Here is a 761-nt window from a genome sequence, read left to right as displayed (position 1 = left end):
GGCTGCGGCACCTGGAGCACCTGCCGGCGCGGGAGGGCCGGCGCGGGGGCTGGCCGGCCTGGGCCGACGCGGAGGTGGTGGCCGCGTTCGGGCGCCGCGGCGTCGAGCGGCCCTGGCTGCACCAGCTGCGCGCGGCCGAGGCGGTGCGGGCCGGGCGCTCGGTGGTGCTCAGCGCGGGCACCGCCTCCGGCAAGTCGCTGGCGTACCTGCTGCCGGTGCTCACGGCGCTGCGCGAGGGCGCGGGGGCACCCTCGGGCCGCGACGCCACCGCGCTGTACCTGGCCCCCACGAAGGCGCTGGCCGCGGACCAGCTCGACGGGCTGCGCGCCCTCGGGGTGCCGGGGGTGCGGGCGGCCACCTACGACGGCGACACGCCCGGCGAGGAGCGGCGCTGGGTCCGCGACCACGCGCACTACGTCCTGACGAACGCCGACATGCTGCACCGCTCGGTGCTGCCCGGGCACGAGCGCTGGGGCCCCTTCCTGCGGCGGCTGCGGTACGTCGTCGTCGACGAGTGCCACTCCTACCGGGGGGTCTTCGGCGCCCACGCGGCCGCCGTGCTGCGCCGGCTGCGGCGGGTGGCGGCCCGCTACGGCGCCGAGCCGGTGTTCGTGCTGGCCTCGGCCACCGTCGCCGACCCCGCCGCGGCCGCCCGCAGGCTCGTCGGGGTGGACGTCGAGGCGGTCGTCGCGGACACCTCGGCGCCCGGGCCGGTGGCGCTGGCGCTGTGGGAGCCGCCGCTGCTGGAGCGCGGCCCGGGC

Annotated in this window: 1 protein-coding gene; it reads left to right on the top strand. The window is 80.2% G+C overall.

The annotated features are described in order from the left end of the window. Window positions 1–2 precede the first annotated feature (2 nt). Window positions 3–761 (top strand): DEAD/DEAH box helicase (locus tag ABEB16_RS22160; RefSeq protein WP_345714323.1); only part of this gene is annotated, 759 nt, incomplete at its 3' end.

This window comes from Kineococcus glutinatus, from assembly GCF_039542765.1.
Classification (GTDB): domain Bacteria; phylum Actinomycetota; class Actinomycetes; order Actinomycetales; family Kineococcaceae; genus Kineococcus_A; species Kineococcus_A glutinatus.
The sequence above is the reverse complement of the archived record's forward strand: the minus strand, read 5'-3'. Positions and strand labels throughout refer to the sequence as shown.